This is a genomic window from Nocardia sp. NPDC019395 (assembly GCF_040632335.1).
Lineage (GTDB): Bacteria > Actinomycetota > Actinomycetes > Mycobacteriales > Mycobacteriaceae > Nocardia.
In genome coordinates this window covers 43,911-70,221 of record NZ_JBEYBT010000004.1, presented here as the reverse complement: position 1 = coordinate 70,221, position 26,311 = coordinate 43,911, and the positions used below count along the sequence as shown (strand labels likewise).

Annotated in this window: 25 protein-coding genes; 8 read left to right on the top strand and 17 right to left on the bottom strand. The window is 66.4% G+C overall.

The window, feature by feature from the left end:
• Nucleotides 1–140: 140 nt before the first annotated feature.
• Nucleotides 141–905, top strand: coding sequence for an SDR family NAD(P)-dependent oxidoreductase (locus ABZ827_RS13695; RefSeq protein ID WP_357236791.1), 765 nt, complete (start codon nt 141–143; stop codon nt 903–905).
• A gap of 3 nt (nt 906–908) precedes the next feature.
• Here the strand turns inward: ABZ827_RS13695 and ABZ827_RS13690 are convergent, their stop codons facing one another.
• The 6 genes from ABZ827_RS13690 to ABZ827_RS13665 form a co-directional block, all read right to left on the bottom strand.
• On the bottom strand, nt 909–1,133 hold the full coding sequence (locus ABZ827_RS13690; protein WP_357236789.1) for a hypothetical protein: 225 nt from the start codon (nt 1,131–1,133) through the stop codon (nt 909–911).
• Entirely contained in the window at nt 1,130–1,639 is a 510-nt protein-coding gene (locus tag ABZ827_RS13685) for a twin-arginine translocation pathway signal (RefSeq protein WP_357236787.1), read from the bottom strand. The genes ABZ827_RS13690 and ABZ827_RS13685 overlap by 4 nt, the downstream gene beginning before the upstream one ends.
• Entirely contained in the window at nt 1,636–2,607 is a 972-nt protein-coding gene (locus ABZ827_RS13680; RefSeq protein WP_357236786.1) for a hypothetical protein, read from the bottom strand. The genes ABZ827_RS13685 and ABZ827_RS13680 overlap by 4 nt, the downstream gene beginning before the upstream one ends.
• A gap of 22 nt (nt 2,608–2,629) precedes the next feature.
• Nucleotides 2,630–2,935: a hypothetical protein gene (locus ABZ827_RS13675; RefSeq protein WP_357236784.1), complete on the bottom strand. Its 306-nt coding sequence runs from the start codon at nt 2,933–2,935 to the stop codon at nt 2,630–2,632.
• A 26-nt stretch (nt 2,936–2,961) separates the two neighbouring features.
• Nucleotides 2,962–4,464, bottom strand: a complete 1,503-nt coding sequence (locus tag ABZ827_RS13670; protein ID WP_357236783.1) for an AMP-binding protein — start codon at nt 4,462–4,464, stop codon at nt 2,962–2,964.
• 135 nt (nt 4,465–4,599) lie between these two features.
• Nucleotides 4,600–5,259 carry a TetR/AcrR family transcriptional regulator gene (locus ABZ827_RS13665; protein WP_357236781.1) on the bottom strand — a complete coding sequence of 220 codons (660 nt, stop codon included), beginning with the start codon at nt 5,257–5,259 and terminating at the stop codon, nt 4,600–4,602.
• 86 nt (nt 5,260–5,345) lie between these two features.
• Between ABZ827_RS13665 and ABZ827_RS13660 the strand changes: the two genes are divergently transcribed.
• Nucleotides 5,346–6,521, top strand: a complete 1,176-nt coding sequence (locus tag ABZ827_RS13660) for an acyl-CoA dehydrogenase family protein (RefSeq protein ID WP_357236779.1) — start codon at nt 5,346–5,348, stop codon at nt 6,519–6,521.
• A gap of 117 nt (nt 6,522–6,638) precedes the next feature.
• On the opposite strand, the gene ABZ827_RS13655 is transcribed toward ABZ827_RS13660, so the two are convergent.
• The 10 genes from ABZ827_RS13655 to ABZ827_RS13610 all read right to left on the bottom strand — a co-directional run bounded on the left by ABZ827_RS13655 (nt 6,639) and on the right by ABZ827_RS13610 (nt 17,477).
• Nucleotides 6,639–8,087: an MlaD family protein gene (locus tag ABZ827_RS13655; RefSeq protein ID WP_357237411.1), complete on the bottom strand. Its 1,449-nt coding sequence runs from the start codon at nt 8,085–8,087 to the stop codon at nt 6,639–6,641.
• Between the two features lie 2 nt (nt 8,088–8,089).
• Complete coding sequence (locus ABZ827_RS13650; protein WP_357236777.1) at nt 8,090–9,298, bottom strand: MCE family protein; 1,209 nt, start codon at nt 9,296–9,298, stop codon at nt 8,090–8,092.
• A gap of 67 nt (nt 9,299–9,365) precedes the next feature.
• A complete protein-coding gene (locus ABZ827_RS13645) occupies nt 9,366–10,619 on the bottom strand; it encodes an MCE family protein (protein ID WP_357236775.1) in 1,254 nt (417 codons plus the stop codon).
• A complete protein-coding gene (locus ABZ827_RS13640; RefSeq protein ID WP_357236773.1) occupies nt 10,616–11,647 on the bottom strand; it encodes an MCE family protein in 1,032 nt (343 codons plus the stop codon). Before ABZ827_RS13640 ends, ABZ827_RS13645 begins: the two co-directional genes overlap by 4 nt.
• A gap of 1 nt (nt 11,648) precedes the next feature.
• Nucleotides 11,649–12,665 (bottom strand): MCE family protein, encoded by a 1,017-nt coding sequence (locus ABZ827_RS13635; RefSeq protein WP_357236772.1) that lies wholly within the window; start codon nt 12,663–12,665, stop codon nt 11,649–11,651.
• Nucleotides 12,662–13,939: an MCE family protein gene (locus ABZ827_RS13630; RefSeq protein WP_357236770.1), complete on the bottom strand. Its 1,278-nt coding sequence runs from the start codon at nt 13,937–13,939 to the stop codon at nt 12,662–12,664. The genes ABZ827_RS13635 and ABZ827_RS13630 overlap by 4 nt, the downstream gene beginning before the upstream one ends.
• Nucleotides 13,940–13,941: 2 nt before the next feature.
• Entirely contained in the window at nt 13,942–14,799 is an 858-nt protein-coding gene (locus ABZ827_RS13625; protein ID WP_357236769.1) for an ABC transporter permease, read from the bottom strand.
• Between the two features lie 13 nt (nt 14,800–14,812).
• Nucleotides 14,813–15,607 (bottom strand): ABC transporter permease, encoded by a 795-nt coding sequence (locus ABZ827_RS13620; RefSeq protein ID WP_357236768.1) that lies wholly within the window; start codon nt 15,605–15,607, stop codon nt 14,813–14,815.
• 761 nt (nt 15,608–16,368) lie between these two features.
• On the bottom strand, nt 16,369–16,875 hold the full coding sequence (locus ABZ827_RS13615; protein ID WP_357236766.1) for a hypothetical protein: 507 nt from the start codon (nt 16,873–16,875) through the stop codon (nt 16,369–16,371).
• Nucleotides 16,875–17,477: a TetR family transcriptional regulator gene (locus ABZ827_RS13610; RefSeq protein WP_357236764.1), complete on the bottom strand. Its 603-nt coding sequence runs from the start codon at nt 17,475–17,477 to the stop codon at nt 16,875–16,877. Before ABZ827_RS13610 ends, ABZ827_RS13615 begins: the two co-directional genes overlap by 1 nt.
• Nucleotides 17,478–17,912: 435 nt before the next feature.
• Here ABZ827_RS13610 and ABZ827_RS13605 point away from each other — a divergent pair, with 435 nt between their 5' ends.
• The 5 genes from ABZ827_RS13605 to ABZ827_RS13585 all read left to right on the top strand — a co-directional run bounded on the left by ABZ827_RS13605 (nt 17,913) and on the right by ABZ827_RS13585 (nt 25,150).
• On the top strand, nt 17,913–19,082 hold the full coding sequence (locus ABZ827_RS13605; protein WP_357236762.1) for an amidohydrolase family protein: 1,170 nt from the start codon (nt 17,913–17,915) through the stop codon (nt 19,080–19,082).
• 30 nt (nt 19,083–19,112) lie between these two features.
• On the top strand, nt 19,113–20,348 hold the full coding sequence (locus tag ABZ827_RS13600; RefSeq protein WP_357236760.1) for a Xaa-Pro peptidase family protein: 1,236 nt from the start codon (nt 19,113–19,115) through the stop codon (nt 20,346–20,348).
• A complete protein-coding gene (locus ABZ827_RS13595) occupies nt 20,338–21,462 on the top strand; it encodes a M24 family metallopeptidase (RefSeq protein WP_357236759.1) in 1,125 nt (374 codons plus the stop codon). Before ABZ827_RS13600 ends, ABZ827_RS13595 begins: the two co-directional genes overlap by 11 nt.
• Nucleotides 21,463–21,516: 54 nt before the next feature.
• Nucleotides 21,517–22,503 (top strand): enoyl-CoA hydratase/isomerase family protein, encoded by a 987-nt coding sequence (locus ABZ827_RS13590; RefSeq protein WP_357236758.1) that lies wholly within the window; start codon nt 21,517–21,519, stop codon nt 22,501–22,503.
• A 172-nt stretch (nt 22,504–22,675) separates the two neighbouring features.
• Entirely contained in the window at nt 22,676–25,150 is a 2,475-nt protein-coding gene (locus ABZ827_RS13585) for a CoA transferase (protein WP_357236757.1), read from the top strand.
• A gap of 22 nt (nt 25,151–25,172) precedes the next feature.
• Here the strand turns inward: ABZ827_RS13585 and ABZ827_RS13580 are convergent, their stop codons facing one another.
• On the bottom strand, nt 25,173–25,928 hold the full coding sequence (locus ABZ827_RS13580; RefSeq protein WP_357236756.1) for an SDR family oxidoreductase: 756 nt from the start codon (nt 25,926–25,928) through the stop codon (nt 25,173–25,175).
• 116 nt (nt 25,929–26,044) lie between these two features.
• On the opposite strand from ABZ827_RS13580, the gene ABZ827_RS13575 reads away from it, so the two are divergent.
• Nucleotides 26,045–26,293: a hypothetical protein gene (locus tag ABZ827_RS13575; protein WP_357236755.1), complete on the top strand. Its 249-nt coding sequence runs from the start codon at nt 26,045–26,047 to the stop codon at nt 26,291–26,293.
• Nucleotides 26,294–26,311 lie beyond the last annotated feature (18 nt).

The window sequence follows — 26,311 nt, the reverse complement described above, 5'->3', positions numbered from 1 at the left end:
CACACGAGACGCCGGCCGGCCCCTGTTTGTGACACCACCCAGCCCGTGGTTCACGTCACACTGCCGGTCCGTCACAAGCCGGCTGGCGCCGACATCTTGTGGTCGTTCGGAACACAGCATCCACCAGTGAGGACAACACCGTGAATACCACCACGAACCAGCAGATCGCGCTCGTCACCGGAGCGAACAAAGGGATCGGCCGGGCGGCCGCCGGACAACTCGCCGAACTGGGCGCGACGGTCCTGATCGGCGCCCGAAATGCCGAACGCGGCGAGGAGGCCGCGGCGGCAGTACGCGCTTCGGGCGGTGTGGCGCACGCGGTCGCTCTGGACGTCACCGACCCGGCCGGCATCCGGGCGGCCGCGCAACAGACCGAGGAACGCTTCGGACGCCTGGACATACTGATCAACAACGCCGGTATGACCAGCTACCAGCAGGTCGACCCGGACAAGGCCGTCGATCAGATCCCCAGCACCGTGGATCTCGATATGGTCCGGGCGGTATTCGAGACCAACGTCTTCGGCGTGATCGCGGTGACCAACGCCTTTCTGCCACTGCTGCGGCGTTCCGCCGCGCCGCGCGTCGTCAACGTCAGCAGTCACGCCGGGTCGCTGACCCTGATCGGCGATCCGGACGGGCCGTTCGCCGCACTGCTGCCCTCGGCGGCGTATTCACCGTCCAAGACCGCCCTCAACGCGCTGACCGTGAACTACGCCAACGAGCTGCGCAAGGACGGCATCCTGGTCAATGCCGTGGCCCCCGGCTACGTCGACACCGACAGCAACAACCACACCGGATTCCTCACGCCCGCACAAGGTGCCGCGGTGCTGGTGCGGCTGGCCACGCTCGGCGCCGACGGGCCGACCGGCGGTTTCTTCACCGCGGACGGCCCGGCGCCCTGGTAACGGCTACCGCGTCTCCTGCCAGCCGCACGGCATTCCGCAGGTGATGTGAGTTTCGGAATCGGTCGCACCGTCGGCGAAGGTCCGCACGGTCTTCGATGCTTCAGCGGCATAGCCGCAGCGTGGACAGACCGAGAAGTAGTCGAGCACCGGATACACCGTGACGAGCACCGGCGCCTCGCGGCGAATGCCGGGCGGGTGCTCGCCGCGGGCGGCACCACCAGATCTCACACGGGATCGAACGACGAGATCAGCCATGAGTCTTCTACCTTCGACAGCGACACACGCACGCTACTGGCGGCCATTGCCGGGTCCGGTTTCTCCGCGCTGGTGGTGGTCTGGTTGATGAACAGCAGCGCGACCGCCGAATCGGGGTGCGATTCGGCCACGGCCGAGCGCACGATCGTCGCGGAAGTCTTCACCGACTTCTCCTTCGCGGCGGGCGCGATCACCTTTTCGGTGAACTGGGTGTAGTAGTTGAGGAAATCGCCGGTCATCCGCGATTTCGCGGCCGCGAAATCTTGGTCCAGGGTTTCGGGGGAATACGACAGCAGGGCCACAGTGCCCTCGGTGGCGGCGGAGAGGATTTCGTTCTTCGCCGCGTCGCCCCGGGAATCCGGCCGGTACTGGAAGATCAGCAGCGAGGCCGCCACGGCCACCGCGACCACGGCCACCAGGGTGAGCAGGACGGGTTCCGGGGACTTGCGGACCGAACGGAAAAAGCTGGGGACACTCACGGGACGAACTCCACTTTCGACATCTTCAACTCCGAACCTTCCCGGGTGACGGTGACGCTCAGCCGCCACACCCGTGGTTCCTGCTGCGCTCCCGCTGTATTGGTGACCTTGGAGACGGCCGATACCAGCACCACGGCCGATTCGTCGGTCATGGATTCGACCGCGGACGCGGTGATCTCGCCCTGGGTCGCGACCTTGGACTGCTCGACGACCTTGGTGAAGTCCTCCGAGCGAGTCTGGAAATCGGTGCGGAAGGCACCGGTGGAATGGTCCAGGACCCGTTTCACATCGTCGGCGGCCCGGCCGGAATCCAGCGTCGTGAGTGCGACGACGCCGTCCCGGGCGGCATTGAGGTACTCGTCTTCCCGTGCTTGATCCGCGGTGATCTGGTGGTGATTCCACATCGAGTACCCGCCGGCCACGAGAGATACGAGGACCACCAGCACCACCAGGGCACGGCCGGCGGTCCGGCGGCCCGGACGGCGCGGCCGGGGTGGCTTCACCCGGCGGATGGCCGCCACGAACCTCCCGGCCGGCTTACGCGCAGTCTCGGCGGCATCACTCGTCGAGCCGGTGCCATCCGAATCGGCATCTTTCGACAGCGATGCGCTCGCGGATGTCGCGGCAGCGGTCTCGTCCGAGCCGGAGTCCGCGGTGGTCTCACCGGCCGGAGCCGATTCCCCCGAGTGTTCGGCGCTCTCCGCGGTGACCGCATCGGTCTCCGGCGATACGGTCTCCGCCGAAGAACCCTCGACCGCGCTCTCGGCCGATATATCGTCCGCGTCTGCACCGGATGCGGGGTGCTCCCCCGTGTCCCCGGCTTCGCGGCGCAATTTCGCGGCCCGGGCCCGAGCCCGCGCCGCCGTCGCGGAAGCCTGCGCGGCCAGCGCGTCGGCTTCCGCCGCCGCTGCTTCCGCATCGGCTTCCTCGGCCGCCAGGATCAGCGGGTCGGTGGCGGTCTGGGGCATCTATCCCACCTCGATCACTCGTCTAGTCGCTTGCGGGCAGCGGCTTTGCTTCCTTGATGGTCAACGGTGTGCTGCCCACGCTCAGCGTGCCCGCACCCGCCTTGGTCACCAGAACTTCGGCGCCCTGGTCGTCGACGTAGCGTTTACCGATCAGGTTGCCGTCGCCGAAACCCTCCTGCGGGCTGCCGGCCGAGTCCGCGGCGCCGCCGTCGATGGGCACCATCGGTACACCGCCGGCCCGCAGATCGTCCAGGCTGTCGGCGGCCCGCACAATGATGACCTCGGTATTACACACCTGACTCCGTAGCCGGGTACCGGTTTTGACCATGATCTTCTTCCTTTCGAGGGGTGCGGCTACGCGCCGGCGGTTTCGCGGGACAGTTCGGCGACCAGTTCGCGGCGCAGAATCTTCCCGGTGGGGGTCGCGGGCAGTTCCGGCCGGAACACGACCCGATCCGGGGTCCGCGAACCGCGCAGCCCGGACCGGACGTAGGTGCGCAACTCTTCGGGATCGGGATTGCGGCCGGGTTCGGCGGGTACCACGACCGCGACGATGATCTGTCCCCATTCGGCGTCTTCTACGCCGACGACCGCACAATCGTGCACGGCGGGGTGTTCGACCAGTACGTCCTCGATCTCGGCCGGGGCGATGTTCTCGCCCCCGCGGATGATGGTGTCGTCGCTGCGGCCGTGGATGAACAGGTAGCCGTCGGCGTCGAGTACCGCGAGATCCTTGGTCGGGAACCAGCCCTCGGCATCGAGTACCGAACCGATCCCGGTGTAGCGGCCGGATACCTGCGGGCCCCGGACGAACAGTTCACCGGTGACCCCGGCGGGCAGGACGGCACCGCCCTCGTCACGGATCTGCACTTCGATACCGGGCACCGCCTGCCCGACGGACCCGAGCCGCCGGGCGACCTTCTCGTCGTCGGAGGCCAGCGCGGTCCGGTGATCATCGGGCCCGAGCACGGCGATGGTGGAACTGGTCTCGGTGAGCCCGTAGGCATTGACGAATCCGACCTCGGGCAGCAGTTCGAGCGCGGTGCGTACCAGCGGCAGCGCCACTTTCGAGCCGCCGTAGGCCAGGGTGCGCAGGGTCGGCAGCCGCGCCTCGGTGTCCTTCAGCCCGCTAACGATCCGGTCCAGCATGGTGGGGACCACGGTCGCGGTGGTGACCTGCTCGGACTCGACCAGCCGGATCCACTCGCGCGGATCGAAACTCCGCAGGTAGACCATTTTGCGGCCGGCGTAGAGGTTCGACAGTGCCGCGCTCACCCCGGCCACATGGTAGGGCGGCACACAGATCAGCGAGACATCGTCGTCCGCCGCGGCGGCGAATTCCACCGTGCCGGTGATATAGCTGACCAGGTTGTTGTGTGAGAGTTCGACCGCTTTGGGTTGTGAGGTCGTCCCCGAGGTGAACAGGACAACCGCGGGCGCGTCCGGATCCGGTTCCACGCCGGCCGGTTCGGCACGGCGAGCCCGGTCCGGGAACTGCGCCGAATCCCACAGCAGCTCGGCGGTACCGGCCACCGCGTCGGCGTAGGCCTCGTCGTGGATCACGAGGGGGGCGTCCAGCCGCTGCACCAGTTCGGCGAGCTTATCGGCACTGAGACGGTAGTTCAACGGAGTGAACGGCACCCCGGCCCGGGCCGAGGCGAAGATCAGCAGCGGCAGGAGCGCTCCGCCGGTACCCACGTACGCGACACTGCGGGCGCCCGAGGCGGTGATCGCCCCCGCGCCACCGTGGGCCAGGGCGTCCAACTCGGCGCCGGTCCACCGCGATTCACCGGATACGACGGCCACCCGGTCCGGGTTGCTCGACGCCGCCATATCCAGCAGTAGCGAAATACTCATGCGACTACTTTCTGAACGCCGAGCGCCGCGATCCAGCGCCCAGCCGGTAGTGATATCGGTATTCTCGAAAACCGAGAATAGCATATTCGCTGGCCTGCGAGCCCGGATCGACCAACCGGCCGGTATGTCCGCGACTCACCCACGGCCGGCACCACTGAGCGCACCGAACGCGCACAGATTCCACACCTCGGACGCAGTGATCGGATGCGCACCGTCCTCGGCACGGGCACTCTGCGCCACGAACATCACGGTCTGCAGAGTCATGGCGGCCAGCCGCCGCGGCCGCGCCCCCGTGCGCAGATATCCGGCGGCGTCGGCCGCGCGCACGAGATCGGCGAGCAGGTCGAACAATGCCGCGTGCGCGACCTGGATCTCGATCGGGTCCGACATCAGCAGTTGGGGCGCGAACTCGGTGAACAGCGGGCGGTGCGCCCCCGGATCGGGCCGGCAGAACTCGAACAGCAGTTCCACCGCGATACGCAACTTGTCCAGGGGGTCGGCGTCGTTACCGGTGGCCTCACGGATCTGTTCGGCCACCTTGGCGATCGCCTCTTCGTAGAGGGCCAGCAGCAACTCGTGTTTACCGTCGAAGAGCAGATAGAAACTGCGCAACGACTGACCGGCTTCGTCGACCACTTCGTGCATGGTGAAATCGGTACTGCCCCGCTCGGTGATCAACGCCCGCGCCGCATCCAGAAATCGCTGCACCTGCACACTGCCGAACAGTTTGGTGGTGCGCACCGAACGCGCATCGATCCGCTGCTGCAGGGTCAGCCCACTGCCGGTACTCCGCATGGCCGTACCTCCCATCGCCGCCTACGGAAACTAGAATATCCCGTTGAGAGAATGATATTCTCATATTTGGCCAAAGGAGGTACCAAGTGCAGCTGACTTTCGACGAGGATGTGGAACAGTTCCGCGCCGAGTTCATCGCGTTCCTCGACGAGCATCTGCCGCCCGAGGCGGTCGCCGGCGAGCGGCCGCGTTCGAGCTCACACGTGCCCGAATGGTCACGCGCCTGGCAGAGCACGCAATTCGACCACGGCTGGCTGGTCCCCGGATATCCGCCCGAATTCGGCGGTCGCAACGCGACGGTACTGCAGCAATATGTGCACCGGGAAGAACTCGGCGCCCGCAAGATCTACGAAAGCTGCAACCCGCAGGGGCAGGGCATCATCGCCGCGTCGCTTATCACCTTCGGCACACCCGAACAGCAGCGACGCTGGGCGGTCCCGATCCTGCGCGGCGAGATGCCGGCCGCCCTCGGGATGAGCGAGCCCGGAGCCGGTTCGGATCTGGCCGGGTTGCGCACCCGCGCCGTCCGCGACGGGGACCATTTCGTGGTCAACGGCCAGAAAGTGTGGACGTCGGGCGCGCACGATTCCGATGTCATCCTCACCTTCGTGCGGACCGATCCGGATGCCTCCAAACACAAGGGTATTTCGGTACTGCTGATACCCACCGATACCCCCGGCGTACGCCGCCGCCCGTTCGCGTCGGCCTGCGCCGAGGACGATCTGGACTTCAACGAAGTGTTCTTCGAGGATGCCCGGGTTCCGGTGGAGAACCTGGTCGGCGAACTGAACCGGGGCTGGACGGTGGCCACCGGCTCCCTCGGCCACGAGCGCACACTGCTGTGGATGAGCTTCGCGCAGCGCCTGCGCATGCTGGTGCAGGATTTCACGCCACGCACCGAACTCGACACCGACCGGTTCGCCACCGCGGTCATGGATCTGCAGGCCCTCGAACTGCTGGGGTCGACGGCACTGGCCAAAGAAGCACGCGGCGAGGCGGATGTCGCGGCCCTGTCGGTCCTGAAACTGCTGGGATCCGAGAGCGTGCAACGCGGTCTGGAGGCCGCTCTCGACGCGGCCGGCGCCGAGGGACTCGAACATCCGGCGGTCACCTCCCGGCACAGCCTGTTGAATCTGGAGGATCACGCACCGAGCTGGTTCGAGCGGTATCTGCGCAGTTTCTCCGGCACCATCGCCGGCGGGACCTCCGAGATCCAGCGCAATATCATCGCCCAGCGCGTCCTCGGACTGCCGCGGAGCTGACCGCGATACCGAACCCGCGACCGGGAACCGGTCGGAATACCGCGAAACGAGAGTGAGGGTGGGAGCAGAGATTCTGCTCCCACCCTCAGCGCGTTCGAGCATCCCGCACACGGGACATCAGTGCGGGAGCATTGCCTCCCAGTTGCCGGGGCTGTCGGCCACCAGATCCGTCTGGCGGTAGAGCTGACCGTCCGGGGCCATATATTCGCCCGTGCTCGGGTCGTACTGGGCGTACGCGACCGCCGGGGCGGCGGCCGGTGCCGGTGTTGTCGCGGCCGCGGGCGCGTTTCCGGGCGGCGGAGCGAAACGTGAATCCGGGGGAATTCCCTGTTCTTCCAGTTCGGGATCCCGTGGATAGGGCCCCACCACCGGCTGCTCCGGCGCCACCGGTACGAAATCCTGATCGCTGTTGCAGATCGCGGCGGTCGGGGCGCGCTTCGCCGGATTATTGGCGCAGGGTATGTTGCGAGCCCCGCGCACTGCTACCGGATTATCCTGTGGCAGTTTGCAATACAGATTATCCGGGGTGTCGATCGTCGTGGTGTCCTGCGGGGACCGCCATTCCGAGGGCGGCAGGAAGCCGAGGGTGCAGGCGGGCGGATCGGAAACACCGCTGACGCGGAAGTCACCGAGCCCCAGCCCGGACGCGTTCTTGGTCGGCTGGACGGCCTGCACCAGCGAGACCACCGGCGGGAGCAGAACCAGCAGCTGCTCCAGGCCCGCGTTGTAGGTGACCCCGAGTTGCCCCACCGACGTGAGGTTGTTCAGCAGAACGGGCAACGTCAGATCCACGGAGTCCAGTAGTTCGGACACTTCGTCGGCGAAACCCGGACCGGAATGCAGCACAGTGCGGATCTGGGGATCGTTGGCTACCAGCTGACCGGTGACATCCGCGGTAGCGCGGGTCCAGATGCGGATCGCGTCGGCGGTCTGCACCTGAGTGTCCAGCAGCGGTTGCGCGTCCTGCACCAGGGTCCGGGTGGAATCGCCGACGCCGTTCATATCGGCGGTCAGTTTCTCGGCCGAGGTGAGCAGCGAATCCAGGTCGTAGCCGGCCCCGTTGACCCCGGCGAACATCTCGTCGAGCAGACGCTTCAGATCGTCCTTGGGGATCGTGTCCACCAGGGCGCTCAGTTTGTCGAGCATCGGGCCCACCGGTTGCGGCACGGCGGTATCGCGGCGTTCGACCGTCGCCCCGTCGTACAGGTACGGCGGAGAATCGGTGCGGGGCAGCAGGTCCACGTACTGTTCACCCACCGCCGACACACTGCGCACTTCGGCGGTCAGATCCTTCGGAATCCGGTAGGAGCTGTCGATCGCCAGCGTCGCCCGCACACCGTCTCCGCTGAGCTCGACGCCGGTCACCTTGCCGACCCGGATCCCCCGGTAGGTCACATTGCCGAAGCGGTAGAGCCCGCCGGCCTCCGGAAGTTCGACGGTCACGCCGATGGTGCCGACGCCGGCGAGGGTCGGCAGTCTCATGTACACCACCGACATCACCACGATGCCGATCACCGAGAGAATACTGAAGATGATCAGCTGGGCACGGACGAAACGGGACAGCAGCATCAGCGGCCTCCAAGCCCGGGAATCTGGGGAAGCTGGATCTGCGGCAGCGGGAACGGCAGACCGGGCACCGGGGCGGGCGCGGGAGCAGGCGGCGGGGCCGGTGCCGGTGCCGGTGGCTGTTCCGGAGCCGGTGCGGGCGCCGCGACCGGGGGCGGGGTGATACCGAAACCGAGCGGATTCTTGGTCTGTTCGGCATAGCCGGGGTCACCGACGGCGGCCTGGATAACAGAGGTCGGGTCGCCCCAGGGGGTGCCCAGGAGCAGTTCCCGGCGCAACCGGGGAATGGTGAGGTCCACGGTCGCGAACAGGTTGATGAAATCGCCGCGGACACCGTTGTCGACCAGGTACTGCCCGTAGGGGAACACCGTCGCGAACTGGAGCGCCGAATTGATATCCGGCCCGACATCGGCCAGCGCCTTCAGCGTGGGTTCGAGATTGCGCAGGTTGGTGAGCAGATCGTCGTGCACGGCCGTCAGGACCCCGTTCGTGGTGTCACTGAACGTGCGCAGCTTGTCCATGGCGGTGATCAGGTCCGGGCGTTCGGCGATGAGTACATCCAGCGCGGGCGGGATCTTCTGGAGTGCTTCGGTGAGCACATCACGCTGGCCGGCGAAGGTAGCGCCGAGCCGGTTGAGCCCGTCGATCGTGGCGACGATATCGGCGCGCTGCGCGTCGAGCGTGCCCATGAAGACGTCGAGGCGATCCAGCAGCGCGCGCACATTGGTTTCGCGCCCCTCGAACGCAGAACTGAGACTGCCGACGATATCGCCGATCTGGCCCAGACCCCCGCCGTTGACCACCACCGACAGCGAGGCCAGCGTCTGTTCGGTCGACGGATAGGTCCCGGTCTCGTCGAGTCCGATACGCGCGCCGGGCTCGAGCTGTCCCTGCGGCGGCTGCCCCGGCGGCGGATCGAGCGCGAGATGCATCGAACCCAGCAGACTCGTCTGGCCGACACTGGCATGGGCGTTCGCCGGCACCACCTGACCGGGCTGGATGGAGACTTCCACCAGCGCGTGCCAGTTCTCGACCTTGATATCGCCGACACTGCCGACCACCACATTGTCGATCAGCACCGGGGAATTCGGGGTCAGCGTGCCGACATCGTCCATTTCCACATACAGCACGGTGGCATCGGCCCCACGACCCGTGGCGCCCGGCAGCGGCAGGGAATTGACCCCGTCCCAGTTGCAGCCGGTGGCCGTCATCAGGACACACGCACAGCCGAGTACGACTCTGCGGAACTTCGTTCGACAACCCGTATTCGTCATATGGTCACCGCCCGCCGGGGAAGAGGATATCCGCCAGTGAGGGCACCGGCGGTGCCGGCGCCGGACCCGGTGGTGGCGCCGCCGGATTCGCGGCCGGCGGAATCAGATCGGGTTCGCTGTAGATGACGTTCTTCGGATCGGCGGAGGGGCCCAGGGCCGGGTTCACCGGCACCGGTAGATAGTTGAAGTTGAGCAGACCGAGCACCGGACCGAGGTAGTCGCGGCATTTACGCGCCGCCTCCTCGGCCCCGATATTCTCCACGCTGGCGATACCACCGCAGACGAACTCGATCGGATTGGAGAAGTTGTTCAGCACGAAAACGCCTGCCTCGGTGCCGGTATCGGGGTTGTAGATGTTGTAGAAGTTGGCCAGGCTGGTCGGGAAGATATGCAGCAGCTCCTCGAGCTGGCCGCGATTGTCGACCAAGTTCTGGGTGACGTCGGCCAACCGGCCCACCTGTTCGCTCGCCTTGTCCCGGTTCTCCGAGACGAATCGCTGTACCTCGCCGACCGCGATGGACAGATTGGACAGTGCGGCGTCGAGATCGGAGCGGCTGTCGGACAGGACACTGGTCAGGGTGGCCAGCCGGTTCTCGAACTGGACGATCTGCACATTGCTGTCGCGCAATGCCGTGACGAAGGTCTGCAGGTTCGCGATGGTGGCCGCGATATCACCACTGCCGTCTGCCAGGATTCGCCCGACCCCCGACAGCTGGGTCAGCACCTCCCGCAGTTTGTCGCCGTTACCCGCGAGCGCGTTGGCGGCACTGTCGATGAACCGCCCGGCCGGACCGGACGATTTGTCTCCGTCGGGCCCCAGTTCGGTGGCCAGCCGGGTCAGCTGTGTTTTGATCTGGTCCCATTCGACCGGAATGGCCGTACGTTCCAGTGGGATCACCGCGCCGTCGTCCATGGTCGGGCCGTCCCCGTGATAGGCCGGGGTGAGCTGGACATAACGGGAGTCCACCAGACTCTGGGCGACGATCACCGCACCCGCGTCGGCCGGGATCTCCACCCCGCGGTCGACATGCAACGTCATCTCGACGGTCTCGCCCCGCGGCTCGATATCGGCGATCGTGCCGACCTTCACCCCGGACACCCGGACATCATCGCCCGGATAGATCGCCGTGGCGGTGGTGAAGATCGCGCGGACCGTGGTCGGCGCGAACAGCGTGCGGTTCACCACGACGAACGCGGCGGCAACCACCACCAGCGCCAGGGCTCCCGCGGCCAGCCGGATGATCAGTTTCCGCTTCATCGTGGCGCCCCCGGTTGCGGTACAGGTGGTGGTGGGACCGCACCGCCGAACGCGGCGTCGACGAACGGCCGGATCCATTGGGCCGGGATCAGGTTGGCGACGTAGGCGTTGTAGAACGGCCCGCCCGAAACCGCTTCACCCTGGGTGAGCGCGGTTTTCGCCAGCCCCGGAATCGCTTTGGCGATATTGTCCCGGTTCTTCTGCAGTATTTCGGTCACCGAGTTCAGCCGGTCCAGCGCCGGACCCAGTTCGGCCTCGTTATCGGCGACCAACTGGGTGAGCTGGTCGGCGACGGCCGCCGTATTGGCCAGCAGGGTGGCGATCGCCTGCCGGCGCTCATCGAGCACCCCGACCAGGGTGTTGGCGTTGAGCAGCATGGTGTTCAACTGTCCGCTGCGATCGGCGAGGATCTTGGTGACCTCCTGCGACGCGGTGAGCAGATCACCGAGCGCGGTATTGCGGCTGTTGATGGATTTCGACAGATCGGACAGTCCGTCGAAGGCCGGGCCCAGTTGCGGCGCGATGGAATCGAGCGTGGAGGACAACATTTCCAGTGAGCTGTTCAGCGAATCGGTGTCCATCGCGGCGGTCGTATTCGTGAGATCACCGAGCGCGTCGGTCAGCGAATAGGGCGAGGAGGTGCGCTCGACCGGGATGGTTTCCATGGGGCGCAGCCGCTCGTCACCGTGCGAAACCAGCGTCATGATCCGTTTGCCCAGCAGCGAACCCGTTTTGATCTGCGCGCCGCTGGACTCACCGAGCGAGACATTCTCGCGGACGGTGAACACCACCCGCGCCTGTCCGTTCTCGAGTCCGACATCACTGACAGTGCCGACCTTCACACCCGAGACGATCACCTCGTCACCGGACTCCAGACCGCCGGCTTCCTCGAACACCGCCTGATAGCGGACGGTCGTAGCCCAGGCGATCGCCTGTTGCGACTGCAGACCCAGCGATATGACGCAGAGGATGAGCACGATCCCGACCAGGCCGTGCCGCAGTAGATGTTTTCCGCGGTATCGAAGCATCTCAGGCAGCGCACCTTCCGTCTGTCTGTACGGCGGCCGGAATCTCCACGACCTGCCCGGACAGATCGTTGACCCGCAGGGTCAAATCGCACAGGTAGTACTGGATGAAATTGCCGTAGGCGCCGGTGCGCACCAGCTTCCGGAAATTCTCCGGGGCTTTCTGCAACGCGGTGTCGAGCGTGCCTTTATCGTTGTCGATATTCGCGGCCAGGGCGTTGACCTGATCGACCGTCCCCGCCAACGGCGCGCGCCCCTGAGACAGCAGATCTGCGACCGTCGCCGTTCCGGCTTCCAGGGAATCGATCGCGGACGCGATCGGATCACGGTCGTTGTTCAGCTGGGTGATGAGCTGTTCGAGCCGGTCCACCAGACCCGAGAATTGCCCACCGTCGGCCGCGATCGTCTGCATCACGGTGTTCAGGTTGTCGATCAGCTGCTCGACGATTTCGTTCTTATCGGCCAGTGCGGCGGAGAACGACGCGGTCTTTCCGAGGATGGAATTCACGGTGCCCTCTTTGCCCTGCACGATTTCCAGCAGTGACCAGGTCAAGGCGTTCACATCGCGGGCATTGAGTCCCTGGATCACAGGTTTCAACCCACCGAGCAGCAGGTCCAGATCCAATGCCCCGGCGGTGTTCTCGATCGGCAGCTGCCCGCCCTCCGGCAGTTTGTCGCCGGGGCGGTCGGTGAGTTCGAGATAGCGGTCGCCGACGAGATTCAGGTATCGCACCGCGACCTCGGTCCCGGACGTGAGCGAGAGTGAACGGTCGGCATCGAACTCCACCTCGACCCGGTGATCGTCCTGGAGCGCGACTGCGCGCACCGAACCCACCACGACCCCCGAGACTCGTACCGTATCCCCGACACTCAACCCTGACGAATCGGCGAACACCGCCGAGTAATCGCTGGTCGAGCCGCTGCGGTATTCGCCGAAAACGAGGATCAGGCAGGCCGACAGCACCACCATCACCGCGGCGAAGACACCGAATTTCAGCAGCGGAGTATTGCGATTGCTCATCGCGGTGCTTCCTTCCCTGCGGCGGCCGGCCCGAACAGCGCCTGGGCCAGCGAGGTCGTATTCAGCGTCAACCCGGGCCGGAAGGGTCCGGCCTGCGGATTGGCCCCGACATCGGCGACCACGAACGGCGGGAAATCCTCATAGGCCACCGGCAGCATCGAGCATTGCGGCCCGCCCGACGCCGCGACCTTCGGCAGATGATCCGGATACTTGTACGGCTCCACGCCCCACAGGAAGTTCGCCGACAACCCGATACCCGGAACCTGCACCGGCGTCACCGACGACAGGTAGCCGAGCCCGTCCAGGGCACAGGTGAGCGCGGCGTGATAGCGGTTGGTGAGGTCGGTGCTCGGTACCAGCGCGTCCATACTGCTCACCAGTCCGGGGCCGCTCTCGCCGACCACCCGGTTCCCGGTATCGGCGAGTCCGATGAGGCTCATCAACAGCACATCGAGTTGCTGCTGCTCCTCCACCACGGTCTTACTGATCTGTGTCGTGTTCCGCACGGTATCCAGCAGGGCGGGCGCGCTGTCCGCGTACGTTCCGGCGACCTGCGGAGCCATCGCGAGATCGGCCTGCAGGGCGGGGAGCCCGGGTTCGACCTTCGCCAGGAACGATTCCAGATCGACCATCATCTGGCCCACCCGGTCGCCGCGCCCGCGCATCGCGTTGGCCAGCGCGCCCAGGGTTTCGTTGAGCTTCTCCGGCTGGATCTGCCCAAGCACCTGGGTGAGCTGTTCGAACACCGTATTGATCTCGACCGTCACATGTTCGGCCTCGAACACCTGCCCCGGTTCGAGGTGGCCCTCCGACGATTGCTCGGGCGGCACCAACTGGATGTACTTCGCGCCGAAAACCGTGGTGGATGCGATATCCACGGTGAGGTCGCCGGGTATCCGGGTGAGGTTGCCACGGTCGATGGCCAGTTCGATCTCCGCGGTCCCGTCGGCGCGCTCGACAATCGAATCCACCGCGCCCACGGTCACCCCGCGGAGTTTCACCTCGGCATCGGGGTACATGACCAGGCCGGCCCGCGGCGCGTGCACGGTAATCGCCACAGTATCGGCGAATGCGCCCTGGAACAGGGCTACCGCGAGCACCACGATCGCCGTCCCGGCCGCGATCGCCGCGAATCCCGCCGCCGGGCGGCCCGCGGCGGACAGCGGTCGCAACCGGTCGCGCCAGCCCCGGCGTACGGGGGCCGGCGCCTGTGGCGGTCCGTCCGGTGGACGTCCGGCGGACCGGTGCTGCGTTTCGTTTCCTACCAGCGCCATCCCTACCCCGACAGCTCGAAGTTACCGTTGGACCCGTACACCGCCAGCGATACCAGCAGCGTCACCGAAACCACTGCGATGAGCGAGGTCCGCACCGCATTGCCCACGGCCGTGCCCACTCCCGAGGGCCCGCCGGCGGCGAAGAATCCGAAATAGGTGTGTATCAACAGGATTGTGATCGCCATGAGTATCGCCTGCAGGAACGACCAGAGCAGATCCACCGGGTTCAGGAAGGTGGCGAAGTAGTGGTCGTACAGTCCCGAGGACTGGCCCAGGATCACCACCGTGGTGAACCGGCTCGCGAGGAAGGAGGCGATCACCGCGATGGCGTACAGCGGGGTGATCGCGATCATCCCGGCCACGATCCGTGTGCCCACGAGATATGAGATCGGTTCGATGGCAATGGATTCCAGCGCGTCGATCTCCTCGTTGATACGCATGGCGCCCAGTTGCGCGGTAACGCCGGCACCGAAGGTCGCGGCCAGGCCGATACCCGCCACCACGGGAGCCGAGATGCGCACGTTGATGAACGCGGACAGGAAGCCGGTGAGCGCCTCGATCCCGATATCGCCGAGCGAGCTGTAACCCTGCACCGCGAGGGTGCCACCGGTGGCCAGCGTCAGGAAGCTGACGATCACCACCGTCCCACCGAAGGCCGCCAATGTGCCTGCGCCCATACTGATCTCCGCGATCAGCCGGATCGTCTCGCGTTTGTACCGCCAGGCCGCCATCGGCGCGAACGCGAGCGCCTTCACGTAGAAGATCGCGTGATCGCCCACCCGGCCGAGTACATCCACCGGTTTACGCAGCCGGCGGATCACCGCCGGATACCGGGCGCTGAGAACCTCGGAGGCTGTCATCGGATACCTCCCCTCACCCGGTCGTCAACTGGATACCGATCGCTGTGACCATCACATTGATGACGAACAGCGACATGAACGCATAGACCACGGTCTCGTTGACCGCGTTGCCCACCGCTTTCGCGCCGCCGGTGACGATCAGCCCGCGGTAGCAGGCGACGATCCCGGCCACCAGGCCGAACAGCAGGGCTTTCACCGACGAGATGATCACCTCGTTGATACCGGTGAGCAGGGTGATCCCGGCGACGAACGCACCCGGATTGACGTCCTGCACATACACCGAGAACACATAGCCGCCGAGCACCCCGATAATGCAGACCAGGTTGTTCAGCAGCAGCGCGACCAGTCCGGAGGCCAGCATGCGCGGCGTCACCAGCCGCTGCACCGGGTCGATCCCGAGTACCTCCATGGCGGCGATCTCTTCGCGAATGGTCCGGGACCCCAGATCCGCGCACATCGCGGTTGCTCCGGATCCGGCCACGATCAGCACCGTGACCATCGGGCCGACCTGGGTCACCGCGCCGAATGCCGCACCGGCACCGGAGAGATCGGCGGCACCCAGCTCACGTAGCAGGATGTTCAGCGTGAAGCTCACCAGCACGGTGAACGGAATCGCCACCAGCAGTGTGGGCACCAGGGAGACCCGCACGATGAACCACGCTTGTTCGAAGAATTCGCGGGTCTGGAACGGCCGGCGGAACGCGAACTTCACCGCGTCGGCGCTCATGGAGAACAGGCCGCCGATCGTCTGGAGGGGCCCGTCGAACCGGTCTTTGACCTGGATCCAATACGGCGTGCGGGTGGTCATCCGCACCTCACGGAATCGGACGCGGTTGCCGCCATGCCGATCGGGCGGTCCCCCGGTCGACCCGGGACCCGCCCGGGCAAGGAGGAATTCGGCATCGAAGTGCTCCTGTCGAACGATCGACGACTCGATGGAATACGCCGGCGCGACGCGATCCACCGAGACGGGCGGCTCGCAGGTGAGCCGCGGCGTGACCGGCGGAACCAGCCGACGGCTACGGATCCAGGACCCGAAGGCTGTACCGTCCCAGCCGGTCTGCAGTCACATATCTCAGTACGGAAATGTCATTCTCAATTTCCAATAGGATGGCATCCGGATTGGGAGAACACAATACTTCCGGGCAAGTTTTCGGGAACCCCCTGCAAGACCCGCGAATCCGGACTGCCCGCCGAGCGAAATACCCTACGAACAGGGATGATAACCACCACCCCCACGCAGCCCGAGCCCCGGAGTGAGGCACCGGCAAGCCCATCCAATTGGGAAATTGAACGTTTCAAATTTGCCCGAGACCTGGGCGAGATAGCCAATTCGCACAAATGCGTAGCAAGTCCCCCCACTGAGACATTCGGATAAATCAGCAGAAAGCCGCAATCCGCACGGGAAGTTCACCGGCGGTCGCCCGACCGGACACTCCGGATGCCTCCACTTGCGCTTCCGGTCGCGACACTGTCCGGGTCAGCCCATCACCTACCGACCCGGCCGTCGTCATCTACATCAGCCGCGCGAGGACTACCCCACCACGGGCGCTATCCCCCTCCCCCGGATCAGACCGCCGGAACGAGATCCGCGCACGCCGGTGCGTACTCCGTGGCGCCACTGCGGAATATCTCGCTCGGCGTGACAGCTTCGGGCGAAAGACCGGCAGCCACCATGGCCTGCGCTTTGAACGCACGCGCGGCATAGCTCAGCCGATGCAGCACGGGATCGACACCGTGATCCTGGCCGGCCGGCCAGCCGTCACCCCAGACGACGACCTCGATACCCCGGTGCTCCAGCGCTCGCAGTACACCCTTGCGCGCGCGGCTGTCCCGGCTACAGACATCCGCGTTCACCGCGAGCGCCTGCGGCAGCCGGCCCGGGACCTCGGTCGCCAGTACGGAATCGAGCTCACGGACCTCGGCGCCGAGAATCCTCAGCGGGCGGATATCGGACGGCTGCGCCAGCAGCACCGTCACCTCCCACCCAGCGACAGACCGATCGAACAACCATCCACCGGCGAACTGGACCGCATCGGTTACGGTCGCCGCCACTACATCGAGCCGGTACCTCATTACATCTCCTTCGCCGCCAAGTCGCGGGCCAGCGACTCGGTGTAACCGTTGAATACGTCGGCCAGCGGGATCGAACGATCCAGCAGCCACGAGATCTCCATTCCGTTCAAGAAGGCGACGATCTCCACCGCGCGCATCCGCGGGTCGATATCGCGCCGGTACCGGCCGCTGTCCTGGCCCCGCCGAATCGCCTGGGTGACGAGTTCGACGGCCGTGCGCCACCGATCGAGCATCCGATCGTGCAGTGGCGCCTCGGGCATCAGGTTCTCGACGAGCAGGACGACGAAGGTGCCGACCAACTCCGGAGAACGTTCCATTCGGGTGACAACCTTGCGGATCTCGACGATGAGATCGCCGCCGATATCCGCGTCTCGCAGGTCTTCGGCATCGCGCGCGTCCAGCACGGCGTGCAAGAGCTGCTCTTTCGACGAGAAATGATGCAGCAGCCCCGCGGAGGTCACCCCGGCCTCACCGGCGATCTGCGCGAGCGTGGTGCTGCGCCAGCCGTTACGAGTGAGAAGGCGCTGCGCGACGGCGAGGATCCGCTGCCTGCGATCCTCCCCTTTGGCGAGGAGGGAGGCATAAGGACGAGGAGCTGCCATGGTCCGAACCCCGATCTAACAAAACCTAGTGAACACACAGTAGGTTGGTTTCCATCCTGTGACAAGGGTTACAGAGAAGTTGCTCCCGCAATAGGCCTTCACGTGCGGCTCGAGGGTGGCGCAGGCCTGAAATCCGCCCACTGGGGCGCTTTCGCACTCTCGGCCCAGAGCTGAGATGAAAATAGCATTCTCGCTGCATAAACCGCAGTACAACAGCCAAATCGGGCCTGACCTGTAGAACGCCACTCTCCTATTGTGATAATGTCGTTTTCAGCTTGGCGGAACACCCACCCGGCACCCGACCGCCTGCCCCGTCGGCGCAGCGGAAGGCAAGCCATGCCGGATCGCTATAACACGTGCAGGCGACCGGCAGCCCCGGGGGTGACGACCGCCGACGGCAAATTCGCGAATCAAACGATCCATTGGAGGGTCACGATGCCGACTTCGCCCAGCAGTGCTCCGCTCTACCCCCCGCAGGGGTTCGGCCCGCCGAAGGATCGCCGGGGCCATGCCGAGGGCACTCTCGGACTCCCCACCGGCACCGAGGTCTTCTCGGCCGACAATCACATCTCGCTCGCGGACGATATCTTCTACGAACGCTTCCCCGAGGAACTCCGGGACAAGGCACCCCGGGTGTGGTACGAGGAGGGCGCCTACCAGATCGGGCGTAAGGGAAAGTCGTTCCTGCCCGGCGATTTCAGCCGCGTCCTGATGCAGTACGACCCGCTGGACGGCTCCGGAAGCACCAATCTCGAGGCCCGGATGGCGGATCTGCGCGCCGACGGTATCGATAAGGAACTCGCGTTTCCCAATTCGCTGCTGGCCCTGCTGTTCTACCCGGACAAGGCGGTTCGCGAACGCTGTTTCCGCATCTACAACGAGTACATCGCCGAGGTACAGGAGCGGTCCGGCGGCAGCACATACGGCGTCGGGTTGATCAACTGGTGGGACGCGGACGGCGCACGCCGTACCCTCACCGAACTGAAATCACTCGGTCTCAAGACATTCCTGCTGCCCCTGTCGGCCGGCAAGGACGACGACGGCAACGTCATCGACTACGGCAGCACGTCGATGATCGGCGTCTGGGATGCCATCGAGGAATCCGGTGTGCCGGTATCGCACCATATCGGTGAATCTCCGCTGTCGGCCCCGTGCGAGGTGAACAGCGTCGTGGTCGGCATGATGCACAATGTGGCCCCGTTCCGGGAGCTGTTCTCCAAGTACATCTTCAGCGGGATCATCGACCGTCACCCCAGCTTGCAGATCGGCTGGTTCGAGGGCGGGATCAACTGGGTCGCCTCGGCCCTGCAGGACGCCGAACATATGAACGCGTCCTACCGGCATATGTACAACCGGCCGCTGGACCACGAGGTGCGCCACTACTGGGACAACCATATGCGGGCCTCGTTCATGGTCGACCCGCTGGGCCTGGCCATCGTCGACCAGATCGGGGTGGACCGGGTGATGTGGTCCTCGGACTACCCGCACAACGAGAGCACCTTCGGCTACTCGGAGAAGTCCCTGACCGGGGTTGTCGAAGCGGTCGGCCCCGAGAAGGCCGCGCGCATCGTCAGCGGAAACATCAAGGACTTCCTGGGTGTATAGGCCGAGCTACGCCGAAAAGGACCGTATTCGATGACCGCATTTCCCGCCGCGTCCACCGCGGCGATCGAGATACCCGATCTCCCGGACCGCGCGCGGATGCGCCGGGAGACCGGGGCCCGTCTGCGTTCGGCCATGGCCGAACGCGGGGTAGACGCGGCTGTCCTGCTGCTGAACAACAACGTCGTCTACGCGACAGGTGCGAACTGGCCGCTGGGCGATGCCGGACTCGCCCATGTCGAACGGCCGGTCGCGGTAGTGACCGTCGACGACGAGTGGCCACATCTGTTCCTGCCGTTCCGGGCGGGGGCCGCGGCCGAATCCGAACTCCCCGACGATCATCTGCATCCGCCGGTCTACCTCGAATTCGACGAGGGTGTCGCGGATTTCGGGCGCCGGCTCGCCGAGCTCGTGCCGCCCGGCGCCACCATCGCGGTGGACGAGTTCACCGGCGCCATGCTGCGCGCCCGCGACCGGCTCTTCCCCGGCAGTAAGCCGGTGGACGCGGCCACGGTGATCGGCCCCGCGAAGCTGATCAAGACACCGGACGAACTGTCCTGTATCCGCAAGGCCTGCCGGATCACCGAGGAAGCGATCGTCGATGTACAGGCATCGCTCGTTCCCGGAGTGCGCCAGATCGACCTGTCCGCCGGTTTCGTGCGGCGCGCGTTCGAACTCGGCGCCACCGCGACCATGCTCGACGCCATCTGGCAGGTGATGCCGGACAGCAAAGCCGACGGCGTGTGGACCACCCACGGCGACCTCGCGCTACCGCTGCTCACCACCGAGCGGGAGCTGAAGGCCGGCGATGTGCTGTGGACCGATGTCAGCATCACCTACAACGGCTACTGCTCGGACTTCGGCCGCACCTGGATCGTCGGGCAGGATCCGACCCCGCGCCAGCAAGCTCAATACCAGCAGTGGCGCCATATCCTGCAGGCGGTTCTCGACCGGATCCGCCCCGGTGCCACCGCCGCCCAGCTCGCCCACGCGGCGACCGAAGCGGCCGGCGGGCGCCGCCCCTGGCTCCCGCATTTCTATATCTCGCACGGAATCGGCGTGAGCGCCGCCGAGATGCCGATGATCGGCACCGATCTCGGCGCCGAGTTCGACGATAATTTCGTGCTCCGACCCGGAATGGTGCTGGTCCTCGAACCCGTGGTGTGGGAGGACAGCACCGGCGGCTATCGCAGTGAGGAGATCGTGGTGGTAACCGACGGAGGCTGGATGCCTCTCACCGACTACACCTATGCCCCCTATGGCGACTGAGATTCTGCCGGACGATCGCGCGCTTCGGGTTGGGCGCCGCGACCGTGTGCTGGCACAGATGCAAGCCCATGATCTCGATGTACTGATCGCCGGACGGCAGGCCAACGCCCGCTATCTGTCGGGCGTCCCCCAGCTGTGGGTGGCCGGTACCCGGCCGTTCGGCCCGGTCGCGCTGCTGTTCCGCAAGTCCGGCTCGGTCCACCTGCACAGCACCTGGGACGAGGGAATCCCCGAGGACATCCCGCACGCGAACCTGTACGAAACCATGTGGGATCCGCGCAATCTCATGGCCGTACTGCGTGATATCGACGGTGCGGCAACGGCCCGCCGGGTGGGGACCGACGCCCTGTCACCCAACTTCACCCAGCTACTGCCCATCGCGTTCCCGAACGCGGAGATCGTCGACGGCGAACTCGCATTCCGGGCGGCGCGGCGGATCAAACTCGCGGCGGAGATCGACACAATGCGCACCGGCCTGCGCGTCGCCGAACACGGCCTCGCCGCGGCGCTGGCACAGCTCGCGCCCGGTGTCACCGAACAGGCGCTGGCGGGCGTACTGCTGGAAGCCTGCGCGGCCGGTGGGGTGAGCACACCCGCCACCCAGGATGCCGCGTGGGTGACCGCCCGCAATCATCCTTGGCAGCGGGCGACCGACGACCGGCGGGTCCAGGAAGGCGATCTGGTCGCCTTCTCCTCCGGTGTTCTCGGTGACGGATATATCGGCGAGATCGGGCGGACGTGGCCCGTCGGACCGGTGACGCCGGCGATCGGCAAACTGTACGGACGCTGGAACCGACTGTGGGACAGCCTGTTGCGGGCCTGCCGCCCCGGCGCCTCCGCGGCCGGGCTGCTCGACGCCTACCTGGATGTGGGTGAGCCCCTGCCCGCGATGCCGGTCGCGCGCGGGCTCGGCATGGGTTTCGACCCGCCGGTCGTGGCACCGGCGCTGCGCGGCACCGCCGAGGCGGAACTGCTCGAACCCGGCATGGTCCTGGCGGTGACCGGTTATGTCTGGGCCGAAGGTACCGGCGCCGTGTTCACCCGCGACGCAGTCCTCATCGACGACGACGGGCCGCAGGTGCTGACCACCAGCCCGTACTGGGAAAAGCCATGACGGCCCGGCACCGGACCACCGGCGCACAGGGCAAGGACGAAGGGAGTCGTGCGGATGACCGACGATAACGGTGCCGGAACCCACTCCGCCCCCGGTCAGCCCAGCGCCGAGGAGATCATCCGCTATTCGAAAGACCCCGCGACCCGGATCGCGACCATCACCTTCGACCGCCCCGATCAACTCAATGCCCCGACCATGGCCGCCCGCCTGCGCTACGGCGATCTGATCCACCGGGCCAGTATCGACGACGACGTCAAGGTACTGGTGATTCGCGGTGCGGGCGACGATTTCGGCTCGGGTGCGGACCTCGGTGAGTTCATGGCGGTGCAGAACGACCCGGACCAGGGCCCGCGACTCAGCGAATACAAGATCGGCCCGGACGAGGTCAAGTACCCGCCGAAGGAATCGTTCCGGCACGGCGCCTCCATCAGCCAGTGGTACGCCAATGCTCAGGCCGGGTGCCGCAGTCTGCAGGAGTTCAAGAAGATCAGCATCGTCGAGGTGAAGGGCTACTGCTACGGCTGGCACTTCTACCAGGCCGCCGACGCCGATCTGGTGATCTCCTCCGACGACGCACTGTTCGGGCATCCCTCGTTCCGCTACTACGGCTGGGGTCCGCGGATGTGGACCTGGGCGCAGACCATGGGATTGCGCAAGTTCCAGGAAATGGTGTTCACCGGCCGCGCGTTCTCCGCGGCGGAGATGGCCGACTGCAACTTCCTCAACAGGGTCGTACCGCGCGAGGACCTGGAAGCCGAAACCGATAAGTACGCCCTGGCCTGTGCCCGGAACCGTCCGACGGACACGGTGTTCATGCAGAAGGTTTTCTTCGAGATCATGAAACAACAGCAGGGCGAGTACATGGGCAGCCTGCTCAGCGGGTTCTTCGAATCGATGGGCGGCCATATCCACGCCGACGACAACGATCTGATGCTGGACAACGCCTTCGACGGCGGCCTGAACAACTCGGTCAAGGACAACGACAGCCGGTTCCCACCGGATTTCCGGCTCAGTAAATCCGGTCGCCGGAAAACCGAATAGCGGACCGGAGCCCGCCGGTCCCCACCTCGGCGGGCATAACCGATGCCGCACCCGCAGCACGATCCGGGTGCGGCATCCCGGTACCTCCGGTGCGGGCCGCGGCGACCGGCTCCGCGGGTCACGGCCGGAGTACCGCGAGCCCGAGGGCCCGCGGGGAGGAATCGAGAGGGATATGACAGCGAATCGCATCTCAGCGCAGGGTGGTTCCTCGGACGGTCGGCCACTGTCGGGATACACCGTCGTCGACCTGACGAGCGGTATCGCCGGGGCCTACTGCACCAAACAACTCGCCGACGCCGGCGCCCGGGTCGTCGCCGCCGAACCGCCGCACGGTGTCGCGCTGCGCCGCCGGTCGGCATCCGGTACGCACCTCGAATCGGACGCCGACGGCGCGCTGTTCCAGTTCCTTGCCGGCGGGAAGCACAGCGTGGTGGCCGATCCGGCCGATCCGGACGGCCGGGAGCTGCTGGAGAAACTGCTGTCCGGCGCCGATGCCGTGCTCTGGTCACCGGGATCCGCACCGGCGGAGGATCCGCTGTTCGCACCGCCGGCGATCCGCGAACGGCACCCGCATCTGATCGTCACCGCGATCACCCCCTTCGGCCTGGACGGGCCGTGGGCCGGGCGTCCGGCCACCGAGTTCACCCTGCAGGCCTGGTCGGGCGGTATCGTCGGGCTGGGCCGCGGTGCCCCGGAGCGGGCCCCGGTCCATATCGGCGGGGATGTCGGCGAATGGTTCGCCGGCGCTCACGCCGCCGCCGCCACGCTCACCGCCCGGCACCGGGCGCTCCGCACCGGAACCGGTGAACTCGTCGATCTCTCGATGCTGGAAACCCAGATCCTGGGCCTGTCGTACTATCCGATTTCCTTCTACGACACCGTGGACCGGCCGTTCCGCACCCAGCGACGGCTGAGCCGGCCCGGCGTCGCCACCGCCGCCGACGGGCTCATCGCGGTCGGCTGCGGTACCGCACAGCAGTGGTTCGATCTGTGTGTGATGGTCGGCCATCCGGAATGGATCGACGAGGATCCCACCCCCGCCATCACCGAACGCACCAATGAGAAGGCCGCCGAGATCGCCGCCTGGTTCGCTGACCACAAGGTCGGCGAAATCCGTGAACTGGCCACAGCTTTCCGGATCCCCAACAGCCCCGTGCCCGGCGGCGCCGACGTCACCGAGCTCGATCAACACCGTGCCCGGGACTTCTTCACCGTGAACCCCCGGGGCGGTTTCGTCCAGCCCGGCCCGCCGTTCCGGAGCACCCCGTCTGTACTGCGCTCCCCCGAACCCGCCCCCTACCTGGGTGAACACACGGACCAGTACCGGACAGCTCCGGTCGGCCGACCCGGTCTCGCCACAGAGCGAAAGGGAGGCGAGACCTCCTCGACCGGCGATTCCGCGAACTCGCTTCCGTTCGAGGGCCTGCGAGTACTGGATATGACCACGTTCTGGGCCGGCCCGTCCTGCACGCATTTCCTGGCGCTACAGGGCGCGGAAGTGATCCATGTGGAATCGGCCCAGCGGCCCGACGGAACCCGGCTCATCGCCGGCGTACCGATCGACGAGGACCACTGGTGGGAGAAGTCCGGCATCTTCACCGGCCTGAACACCAACAAGCGCGGGATCACCGTCGACTTCCGCACCGACGAGGGCCGGGAAATCCTGCGCCGGCTGGTCGCCTCCTGCGATGTGTTCGTGGAGAACTACACCCCGCGGGTTATCGAGCAGATCGGCCTCGACTACGAGACCGTCCGTTCCCTGCGGCCCGACGCGATCATGGTCCGGATGCCGGGTTTCGGCCTGGAAGGTCCGTGGCGGGACAACCCGGCGTTCGCGTACGTCATCGAGGACGCATCCGGTCTGACCTGGCGCACCGGGTATCCCGACGAGAACCCGGTCGAGCCCTACAGCCTCGGTGATCCCAATGCCGGTGTCCACGCGCTGGTCGCGCTGCTGCTCGCCCTGGAGCATCGACGGCGTACCGGCGAGGGCATGCTCGTCGAGGCGGCCATGGTCGATGCCGCGCTGAATATCACCGCCGAGCAGGTCATCGAATACTCGGCGTACGGGAAACAGCTGGAGCGGGCGGGTAACCGCGGACCGCACGCGGCACCGCAGAACCTGTACCGCGCGGCCGGCGTGGACGAATTCGGCAGGCCGGACAACTGGATCGCGCTCGCCGTCACCACCGACGAACAGTGGGAGGCGCTCACCGAGATCCTGGGCCGCCCAGCCTGGGCGACCGCCTCCGGGCTCGGCACCGCCGCCGGCCGCCGGGCGCATCACGACGAGATCGACGAGCAGCTGGCCGCCTGGTGCGCCGACCGTACGGCCGGTGCGATCGTGGCCCTCCTCTGGGAGGCGGGGATACCGGTGGCCGAGGTCCGGCAACCGCACCGGCAGACCGATATCCCCCAGCTCGGCCACCGCGGGTTCTTCGAACCGGTCGACCATCCGATCAACCCCACCGCACGGCACAGCACGGTTCCGGCGCGCTTCTCCGGCGGGCCCGAGCGCTATCACCGCACCCACGCCCCGCTGCTGGGTCAGGACAATGCGGCGGTCCTGGCGCAGCTCGGGTACACGGCGACAGAGATCGAAACACTCGAGCGGGACAAGGTGATCGGCGGTATCCCGGGCTCCTGAATCGGACGCCGCGCGGACACGGTCACATACCGGCGATCCGGCGCACGATCGGCAGCGGTAGCACCTTCATGGCGTAACCGAACGGGGCCCACGGCCAGGCCGGTGTGTAGGCCTTGAAGCGGCGCTTCTCTATCGCCGACACCATGGACCGGACCCCGGTCGGCGTATCGACGAGGAATTTGGGCTGATGGGCGGCCTTCTCGTTCATCTCCGAAGCGATATAGCCCGGAAAGATGATCGAGACGTCGACGCCCGGGACACCTTCGGCCGCGATACCTTCGGCCATGGCCGCCACCCCGGCCTTGCTCGCACCGTAACTGGTCATGGTCTTGGGCATCCCGCGCAATGCGGAAATGGAGGAGATCACCACCAGATGTCCACCGCCCTGCGCGCGGAAGATCTTCATGGCTGCCTCCATCTGTGCCATCGCCCCCAGGAAGTTGGTGGTCGCGGTCTGCCGGTTGGGCCGGTCACCACCTTTACCGAAGGGCACTCCCTTGCCCAGGCCGGCGTTGACGATCACCCGGTCCAGCCGGCCGAGGTCGGCGGCGAACTCGTCGAAAACCTTGGGGACGGAATCGAAATCGGTCACATCCAGGGCCGCGGTCCGTACGCGCACCCCGGGATACGCCCCGGCGATTTCCCGGGCGAGTTCATCGAGCCGCTCGGTGCGCCGGGCGCACAGGGCCAGGTCGTAGCCGAGCGCTGCGAACTGGCGGGCCATTTCCGCGCCCAGACCCGAGCTCGCGCCGGTGATGAGGATCGAACCAGTTGCCACAGTAGTGTTTCTCCTGAGGTCGGCCGCACCGGGACGATGCGGCGTGTTCGGCGAGTATCCCGAGCTTATCCGGCACGCAGGCAGCTGCCCGCAGTTCACGTGGACCGGATCAGGACATGGCGAAATCCATGGCGCTGATCGCGTATAACGGCCTCCTTCCCGCGGCGCCGACCCGGATCGGGCTCGGCACCGGCAGCGCCTCGGCCGAAGAACTCTGCGCCCGCGCCACCGTGGCGCCGGGCGACGACGCCGTGGTCTTCCAGGGCGGACCCACCGGCTTCCTGGACGGCGAATTCGGGATGACCGGCGAACCCAGGGCCTTCGCCGCGGTCCTGCGCGGAGTTCTGGAACCGCATGAGGTGTAAGGATTCGCAGCGCCACCC